General features: G+C 69.0%; 10 protein-coding genes. All 10 read left to right on the top strand.

Features of this window, described 5'->3' with window-relative positions; all coding sequences use genetic code 11:
- Positions 1 to 190, top strand: a 190-nt coding sequence (locus tag ACFUPX_RS43460; RefSeq protein ID WP_383335180.1) for a hypothetical protein, incomplete at its 5' end; no start/stop codon positions are given.
- A gap of 85 nt (positions 191 to 275) precedes the next feature.
- Positions 276 to 1,475 (top strand): cytochrome P450, encoded by a 1,200-nt coding sequence (locus tag ACFUPX_RS43455; RefSeq protein WP_383335178.1) that lies wholly within the window; start codon positions 276 to 278, stop codon positions 1,473 to 1,475.
- A 37-nt stretch (positions 1,476 to 1,512) separates the two neighbouring features.
- Positions 1,513 to 2,427: a putative sugar O-methyltransferase gene (locus ACFUPX_RS43450; protein ID WP_383335176.1), complete on the top strand. Its 915-nt coding sequence runs from the start codon at positions 1,513 to 1,515 to the stop codon at positions 2,425 to 2,427.
- A 28-nt stretch (positions 2,428 to 2,455) separates the two neighbouring features.
- Positions 2,456 to 3,739: an FAD-dependent oxidoreductase gene (locus tag ACFUPX_RS43445; protein ID WP_383335174.1), complete on the top strand. Its 1,284-nt coding sequence runs from the start codon at positions 2,456 to 2,458 to the stop codon at positions 3,737 to 3,739.
- Between the two features lie 15 nt (positions 3,740 to 3,754).
- Positions 3,755 to 4,903 carry a nucleotide disphospho-sugar-binding domain-containing protein gene (locus tag ACFUPX_RS43440; protein ID WP_383335172.1) on the top strand — a complete coding sequence of 383 codons (1,149 nt, stop codon included), beginning with the start codon at positions 3,755 to 3,757 and terminating at the stop codon, positions 4,901 to 4,903.
- A 10-nt stretch (positions 4,904 to 4,913) separates the two neighbouring features.
- Positions 4,914 to 5,717, top strand: a complete 804-nt coding sequence (locus tag ACFUPX_RS43435) for a class I SAM-dependent methyltransferase (protein ID WP_383335170.1) — start codon at positions 4,914 to 4,916, stop codon at positions 5,715 to 5,717.
- Positions 5,704 to 6,318 carry a dTDP-4-dehydrorhamnose 3,5-epimerase family protein gene (locus ACFUPX_RS43430; protein WP_383335168.1) on the top strand — a complete coding sequence of 205 codons (615 nt, stop codon included), beginning with the start codon at positions 5,704 to 5,706 and terminating at the stop codon, positions 6,316 to 6,318. Before ACFUPX_RS43435 ends, ACFUPX_RS43430 begins: the two co-directional genes overlap by 14 nt.
- On the top strand, positions 6,315 to 7,361 hold the full coding sequence (locus ACFUPX_RS43425) for an NAD-dependent epimerase/dehydratase family protein (protein WP_383335166.1): 1,047 nt from the start codon (positions 6,315 to 6,317) through the stop codon (positions 7,359 to 7,361). The genes ACFUPX_RS43430 and ACFUPX_RS43425 overlap by 4 nt, the downstream gene beginning before the upstream one ends.
- A complete protein-coding gene (locus ACFUPX_RS43420) occupies positions 7,354 to 7,617 on the top strand; it encodes a ferredoxin (RefSeq protein WP_383335164.1) in 264 nt (87 codons plus the stop codon). The genes ACFUPX_RS43425 and ACFUPX_RS43420 overlap by 8 nt, the downstream gene beginning before the upstream one ends.
- Positions 7,618 to 7,631: 14 nt before the next feature.
- Positions 7,632 to 8,750: a DegT/DnrJ/EryC1/StrS family aminotransferase gene (locus ACFUPX_RS43415; RefSeq protein ID WP_383335162.1), complete on the top strand. Its 1,119-nt coding sequence runs from the start codon at positions 7,632 to 7,634 to the stop codon at positions 8,748 to 8,750.
- Positions 8,751 to 8,795: the final 45 nt, after the last annotated feature.

Below are 8,795 nucleotides of genomic sequence, written 5' to 3'. Positions count from 1 at the left end.
CCTCACGGCCCTCCCCGCTTTCTTTGTTCCCTATCTGCAGTTATTTTTCCGGAGCTTCATATTCCGCTGCGGTGTGCTCTTTGAGCCATCGAACATCGCATTGTCCCCGTCTCTGCGTGAGAAGATCCCTGTGCTCGGCAATCGGGCCTCGGCTTTGATTTCTCATCCCTGTAAACAGCTGGAATTCTGAATTCCGGCGCGCAGGTATTCGCATTCCACCGACGTTCCATCGACGCCCGGCATTCAGCCGGGCAGTGCACAGGAGGTGACCCACGGTGACGGAGACATGCAGCCATGCGCCCACCTACCCCTTCGGCCCGGTATCGCGCCTAGATCTGCACCCCCGCTATCTGGAGCTGGCTCGCACGGAACCGGTGACCCGGGTGCATATGCCCTATGGTGGTGAGGCCTGGCTCCTGACCGGCTACGAGGAGATCAAGCAGTTCCTCTCCGACCCGCGGTTCAGCTCCTATGCCGCGACGGCACCGGACACCAGCAGGGTGACCCCGCTGCCGCTGCGGCCCGGGAACCTGCTCACCATGGACCCGCCCGACCACAGCCGGATCCGCAAGATCGTGGCGCACGCGTTCGTCCCGAGCCGGGTGGCCAGGCTGACCGACCGGATGCGCGAGGTCGTGGCGGCGGAGATCGACGCCATGCTGGAAGAAGGGCCCTCCGCGGACCTCGTGGAGCGCCTGGCCATCCCGCTGCCCGTCAGGATGATCGCCGAGCTCTTCGGCATCCCGTACGAGGAGCGCTACGCGTTCCGCAAGTACTCCGACGTCTTCGTCGCGACCTCCGCCCACACCCAGGAGGAGATCGACGAGGCGCGTGACGGGCTGGAGGACTACCTCAAGTCGCTGATCGAACTGCGCCGCCGAGAGCCCCAGGAAGACCTCGTCTCGGTGCTCATCGAAGCGGTGGACGGAGAGCGGCTCTCCGACATGGAGGCGGTGCGGACCGGCATCGGCATCCTCATGGCGGGACACGAGACCTCGCTGAGCATGATCTCCAACGTCTGCTTCATCCTCCTCCAACAGCGCGAGCTCTACACGGAGTTGTGCGACCACCCGGAGCGCATCGACCCGGCGATCGAGGAGATGCTGCGCATCATCCCGCTCCGCTCGGTCGGCAGCTTCCCCCGGCGCGCGAGCGAGGACGTCGAGATCGGCGGCGTACTCATCAAGGAGGGGGACACCGTCATCTTCCAGCGCGCGGCGGGCGACCGCGACGAGCGCGTCTTCGACGACCCGGAGACCATCAGGTTCGACCGCGGACGCAATCCGCACCTGGGCTTCGGCCACGGCATGCACTACTGCCTGGGCTCCGCCCTCGCCCGGTCCGAGCTGCGGGTCGTGCTCCAGGGGCTCACCGAGAGGCTCCCCACCCTGCGCCTTGCCGGGCCGGCCGAGGAGGTCCCGTGGAAGCCGGGCCTGATCGCGCGAGCGCCACAGGCCCTGCGCGTCGAGTGGTGAACCGTCCCGGAAGCCCGCACCCCCGAAGAGGAATGTCATGACTACGCAGCCACGCGTCAACGATCTCTGGAAGTACATCGGCGAGAACCAGGTCAACGGCCAACAGGTCGACGATCTCACCGACTTCAAGACCAGCCAGGTCAACTACCGCCTCACGTCCTTCGACGTGGAGACCAACGGCGTCCGATACCTCAAGACGCTCATCTACAACCTCGCGTCCCACTTGAGCCCGGAGAACTGGGACCGGCTGCGCAGAATCGGCAACCGCGAGGTGGGAAACCCGTTCTCGGTCACCTACGACGGGGAGATGGTCTGCCTCGACTATCTGCGCGCGGTCCTCGACCTCGAATTCATCGAGACCGGCGTGGAGTTGACGGGTGCGGACGTTCTTGAGATCGGAGCGGGGTACGGGCGCACGTGCCACACCTTCCTCTCGAACCACAAAATTTCGTCATACACGATCATTGACCTGGAGACCACGATGGAGGTCTCCAGGCGCTATCTGAGGACCGTCCTGGACGACGCGGAGTTCGCGAAGATCACGTTCATTCCGGTCGGCGACATCGAAAGCGCCCTCGGTGACGCCACCTTCGATCTCTGCGTAAATATCGATTCGCTCGCCGAGATGGACGCCGACACCGTCGGGTACTACCTGGACCTCATCGGCCGGCGCTGCCGGAACTTCTACGTGAACAACCCGGTCGGCAAGTACATGGACAAGAGCCTGGACGGGCACGCGCGCGGCGAGCAGGCCATCGCCAGGGCGATGAGCCCGGGACTCCTGACGGACGTCATCGACGTCAACGACAACCGCGCCGTGGCGGCGAAGGCCCCCGAGTTCATGGCCGCCTACCGGCCCGCCGACGGATGGACGTGTGCCGCCGACGCCTGGGCCGTTCCCTACACCTGGTACTGGCAGGCGCTCTTCCAGAAGCGGGGGGCGAAGCACTGAAACCGCACACCACAAGGGGAGTTGACCGGTGACCAACGACTCGATCGGAGGCGAGATGGAGACACGTCGGACGACCTGCGCGATCGCGGGCGCCGGGCCCGCCGGGATGATGCTCGGGATGCTGCTCGCCCGGGCGGGCGTGGAGACGGTGGTCCTGGAGAAGCACGGAGACTTCCTGCGGGACTTCCGCGGGGACACCGTGCACGCGTCGACGATGCGCCTCATGGGAGAGCTCGGACTCCTCGACGCCTTCACGAAGCTGGCGCACCAGCGCATCCATCACCTTCAGGTCACCACCGACGACGGCACCTACAAGCTGATGGACTTCCGCAGACTGCCGGGGAAGTTCAAGTACATCACCTTCCTGCCGCAGTGGGACTTCCTCGACTTCCTCCTGGCGGAGGCGGAGAAGTACCCGAACTTCCGGATCCTGCGCAACAGCGAAGTGACGGGCGTCATCGAGGACGGCGAGCGGGTCACGGGGCTTCGCTACCGAGACGCCGAGGGCGAGCGGGAGCTGCGTGCGGACCTCACCGTGGCCGCCGACGGCAGACGGTCCGCGCTGCGCGAGACCGCCGGCCTGAAGTCACGCGTCTTCGGTTCCGGCATGGACATCCTGTGGTTCCAGCTGACCAAGAAGCCCGACGACCCGGGCGGCATGGTCGGCCGTCTCTCCGACGGCCAGCTCGTGGTCCGCATCGAACGCCAGGCCCACTGGCAGGTCGCGTACACGGTCCGCAAGGACGGCTACGACGAGGTCCGGGCGCGCGGTCTCGACTGGTTCCGCGAGAACCTCGCCGAGCTCGTACCCTTCCTGGCCGACCGGGTCCACGAAGTGGGGTCCTGGGACGACGTCAAGGTGCTCGACGTACAGATCGACCGCCTCGACCGCTGGTGGCGTCCCGGAATGCTCTGCATCGGGGACTCGGCCCACACGATGTCACCGATCATGGGCGTGGGGATCAACCTCGCCCTGCAGGACGCCGTCGCCGCGGCGAACCGGATCGCCGGTCCGCTGCGCGAGGGCAGGCTGACCGACAAGCACCTCGAGAGCGTGCAGCGCCGCCGCACCCTGCCGACCGTGGGCACCCAGCGCCTGCAGCGCTTTCTGCAGAGCCGATTTCTTGAGCCGTGGGTCCGCGGCGAAGGAAAGTCCACCACCCCGGTCGTGCTGCGCATCCTCAAGCGCCTGCCCGTCCTCCAGGCAGGCCCCGCCCGAACCATGGCGATCGGGATGCGTCCGGAGCACCCCGTACCGGCGCTTCGCAAGCCGTCGGCCCTTCCCCGCCCCACCGCCGCGAACGGAGAGTGACAACTCGTGCGTGTAATGATGACGATTACCCCCGGTACCGGGCACACCTACCCGATGGTCCCGCTGGCCTGGGCCCTGCAACTGGCGGGCCACGAAGTGCTCGTCGTCTCCTGTGGGCCCGGACTCGAGATGGGCGAGGCCGGTGTGCGCACCGTCGACGTCTCGCCGGGGCTCTCCCTGGGACAGATGCAGGGCAAGCTCGCCGCGAACCACCCCGAGCTGGGCGCGAAGCTCGCCTCGGAGGCCCTTGACGCCAACTACCTGGATATCATCGGCGGCGCGGTCGCCGCCGCGCTGCGGCTGCAGCCCCAGATGGTCGAGGGGATGATCCGCACCGCGCAGGAGTGGCGGCCCGACGTCATCGTGCACTCGCCGCTCCTGACCCCCGGCCTGGTCGCCGCCGCCAAGCTCGGCATCCCCGCGGTGCAGCACGAGTTCGGCTTCGTACGGCCGTCCGGACAGATCATGCGCAAGGTCCACGCGGACCTCTTCGAGCAGCACGGCGTCGACCTGCCCGAGGTGCAGGCCACCATCGACATCACGCCGCCGAGCATCGCGGCCCCCGACCCCGACTCCTGGATGATGGGCTTCGTCCCGTACAACGGCAGCGGCGCCCTGCCCGCGCCGATCTTCGACTTCCTCACCAACGCGCCCGCCGTGCCGCGCATCGCCATCACCCTCGGCAGCGGTCCCGCGCCCGAGGAGGCCGCGCTGATCTTCCGGCAGGTCCTTGAGATGGCACCGAAGACCGACGCCGAGTTCGTCATGGTCGTGCCCACGGTGGACCTCGAGCCGTTCGGGCCGCTGCCCGACAACGTCCGCTCGTTCGGCTGGGCGCCCTACAGCACGCTGATGTCGCACTGCTCGGCGGTCATCCACCACGGTGGCCCCGGCTCCGCGCTCGGCGCGATCGTGAACGGCGTCCCGCAGGTGATCCCCGACTTCAAGGGCCTCGCCCGCCCGCTCATCGCCGACACGATGGTGCAGCGGGGCATCGCCCGCGTCGTACCTCCCCAGGAGATCGGCCCGGAGCTCGTGGAGTCGCTGCTCGCGGACACGGCGCTGCCCGCCGCCACTAACGACGTACGCGAAGAGATCAAGAACATGCCGAGCCCGTACGAGATCGTCGACCGACTGGTGGCGCTCGTCGGGGCGGGGAAGTAGGGCGCACCGGATGACGATGTACACGACCGGGACCGACTGGCGGCGTGCGGTGGATTCCGCACGCACCATCTACGACATATCGCCGCTCTACGAGGCGATCTACCTGGGCCGGGGCAAGGACTACGAGGCCGAGGCCGCCACCGTCGCCGAACTGGTCAGGGCCCGCGCCCCCCAGGCGCGTGACCTGCTCGACGTGGGCTGTGGACCCGGCAACCACCTGCAGTACTTCGCCGCGGCCTTCGACCACGTGGAAGGGGCCGATCTGGCCGAGGCCCAGCTCGCCTCCGCGCGTGAACGGCTGCCGGACGTACCGCTGCACCTCGCGGACATGCGGACCTTCGACCTGGGCCGCCGCTTCTCCGCGGTGACCTGCCTCTTCAGCGCCATCGGCAACATCAGCGGTACGGACGAACTGCGGGCCGCGGTGCGCAGCATGGCACGGCACCTGCGGCCCGGCGGGGTGCTCGCGATCGAGCCGTGGTGGTTCCCGGAGACCTTCACCGCCGGCCACATCGGCAGCGACACGTTCGAGCACGAGGGGACGACGATCTCGCGCGTCTCCCACTCCGTGCGGCGCGGCGACAGCAGCCACATGGAGGTCCACTACGTCTTCGCCCGGCCGGGCGAGGGCATCTGGCACTTCGCCGACGAGCACACCATGGCGCTCTTCCCGAGGTCCGCGTACGAGAGCGCCTTCGCCGATGCCGGACTGAAGGCCGAGTTCGTCGACCTGGGCAACGCGGGCCCAGGGCTCTTCGTCGGCACTCTCGAAGTCGACACCCTCGAAGGGGGGTCCCGTGATGGACGTTCGTGAGCTGAAGATCGCCGGCGCCTTCCATTTCGTACCGCAGAACTTCGCCGACGCACGCGGCCATCTGGCATCGCCGTACCAGGAGGCCGCCTTCAAGGAGGCGACCGGCCACGCACTGTTCCCGATCCGCCAGACCAACCACAGCCAGTCACGCCGGGGCGTGGCCCGCGGTGTCCACTTCACGACGACGCCGCCGGGAATGGCCAAGTACGTCCACTGCTCGCAGGGCAGCACCCTCGACATGGTGGTGGACGTGCGGGTCGGCTCCCCGACGTTCGGCCAGTGGGAATCCGTCGTGCTCAACGCCGAGCACCCCAGCGGCATCTATCTCCCCGCGGGCGTCGGGCACGCGTTCGTCGCCCTGGAGGACACGGTCATCACGTACCTGCTGTCCGAGGGATACAAGGCGGAGAACGAGAAGGCGGTCTCGGTGCTCGACCCGGCGCTGGGCCTGCCCGTCGCGGACGACGAGAACCTCGTCCTCTCCGAACGGGACCGGGTGGCACCCACCCTGGCCGAGGCGGCGGAGCAGGGGCTGCTTCCCGACTACGAGACCTCGCTGCGCGTGGAGAGGTCGCTGTACGAGAAGGGAGCGGACGCATGACGGGACGACACGACGAACAGGCCACGCAGCGGCCGCTGGTGACCGTGCTGGGCGCGTCCGGATTCGTCGGCGCGGCGGTCACCCGCGAGTTCGCGCGCCGACCGGTGCGGCTGCGCCTCGTGTCGAGGAGCCGAGCGGTCGTCCCGCGGGACGCCGTCGCCGACATCGAGGTGCGCACGGGAGACCTCACCGAAGAGGCGGTGCTCACCGACGCGGTGGAGGGTTCCGACGTGGTGATCCACCTGCTCGCGTACATGTCGGCCGGCGCCAACTGGCGTGGCGCGGGCTCCGCGGCCGAGCGGGTCAACGTCGGCACGATGCGCCGCCTCACCGAGATCCTGCGCCCCGCACCGGACGGCCGTCCGGTCACCGTGATCTACGCGGGGACGGCGAGCCAGGTCGGCCTCTCCGCCACGACCCGCGTCGACGGCTCGGAGCCCGACGAGCCGCAGAGCTCGTACGACCGTCAAAAGCTCACCGCCCAGCGGGTCCTCGAAGCGGCGACCAGGGCGGGGCACGTCCACGGGTTCACCCTGCGGCTGCCCACGGTGATCGGCTGTGTGCCCGGCCGCGTGGGATCGAAGGGCGTGGTGGCCGCGATGATCGGGCGGGCGCTCGCGGGCGAGCCGATCACCATGTGGCACGACGGGTCCGTGCGCCGCGACCTGCTGCACGTCGAGGACGTGGCGCGGGCCTTCACGGCGGCCGTCGACCACGGGCACGAACTGGTGGGCCGCCACTGGATGATCGGCAGCGGCCGTGGCGAGCCGCTCGGCGCGGTCTTCGACCGGGTCGCGAAGCTCGTATCGGTGCGCACCGGCGAGGCCCCGGTGCAGGTCCTGACGGTGCCGTCGCCGGAGTACGCCGAGCTCGGCGATTTCCACAGCATGGAGATCGACTCCTCGGCCTTTCGCGGAGTGACCGGCTGGCTGCCGCGGCTGACCCTCGAGGAGGGCCTGGAGCGGACGGTCGACGACCTGCACCGGCAGGCGCGGAGCGCGCCCGCGGTGGCGGATAGCGCGGGAGGAAGCGGAGATGACTGACCGGACCTGGCGGATCGTGGTGGACCGGCGGGTCTGCGCGGGCACCGGCCTCTGCCTGGGCACGGCGGCCGGGCACATGCGCCTCGACCGGGGGCGGGCCCGTCCCGTCGAGGAACTCGTCGCCCCCGAGCAGAGCGTGGCGGACGCCGCCGCGACCTGCCCGATGGAGGCGATCACCTTGCGCGACGCCGCGACCGGCGAGCTTCTCGCCCCCGGTGCGTTGACGGCGCGACCCACCGGAGCACAGGGCGAGTAGGGAGGCGAAAAGAAATGACCATGTCCGTCTGGGCTTATCAAGACGAGTACGCGGCCGAACGCGACGACATCCTGGCAGCGGTCGACTCGGTGTTCTCGTCCGGGCGCCTGGTGCTCGGCCCGAGCGTGGCGAACTTCGAGGCGGAGTTCGCCGGCTACCACGGAGCCGCGCACTGCGTCGGCGTCGACAACGGGACCAACGCGGTCAAGCTCGCGCTGGAGGCGCTGGGCATCGGCGCGGGCGACGAGGTGATCACCGTGTCCAACACGGCCGCGCCCACCGTCGTCGCGATCGCGAGCACCGGGGCCACCGCGAAGTTCGTCGACATCGACCCGGCGACCTATCTGATGGACACCGCGCAGATCGCCTCGGCGGTCACCGCGCGTACCCGGTGCATCCTGCCGGTCCACCTCTACGGGCAGTGCGTGCCGATGGGGCCGGTCGGCGAAGTGGCCGCGGCCCACGGCCTTTCGGTCGTGGAGGACTGTGCGCAGGCACACGGCGCGCGCCAGGGCGGAAGGCCCGCGGGCACCTTCGGTGATGCCGCGGCGTACTCGTTCTACCCGACCAAGGTCCTTGGTGCGTACGGCGACGGGGGAGCGGTGCTCACCTCCCGGCCCGACGTCGACAGCACACTGCGGCGGCTGCGCTACTACGGGATGGAGGAGCGCTACCACGTCGAGGCACTGCCCGGCCACAACAGCAGGCTCGACGAGGTCCAGGCGGAGATCCTGCGCCGCAAGCTGCGGCGGCTCGACGGCTACATCGCCGCCCGGCGTGCGGTGGCCGACCGCTATGCGCAGGCGCTGGGCGACACCTCGCTCGTCCTTCCGAGCACCGCGGAGGGCAACGACCACGTGCATTACGTGTACGTGGTCCGCCACCCCCGGCGTGACCTCGTCATCGAGCGGCTGCGCGAGCACGACATCGAGCTCAACGTGAGCTACCCGTGGCCGGTCCACACCATGACCGGGTTCGCCGGCACCGAGTCGGCCGACGTCTCGCTGCCGGTCACCGAGCGGTACGCCAAGGAGATCTTCTCGCTCCCGATGTACCCCTCGCTCGGCGCCGACCGGCAGGACCAGGTCATCGACGCGCTGCGCAAGGTCCTGGGCGAAGTGGACTCTGTCTGACGCTCGGAAAGCGGGTGCCCTGTTCACCACCACGGTGAACAGGGC

Source organism: Streptomyces sp. NPDC057302 (assembly GCF_042667685.1).
In the GTDB taxonomy this organism is placed as follows: Bacteria; Actinomycetota; Actinomycetes; order Streptomycetales; family Streptomycetaceae; genus Streptomyces.
Note: the sequence above shows the minus strand (reverse complement) of the source record. Positions and strands in the feature narration are given on the sequence as shown.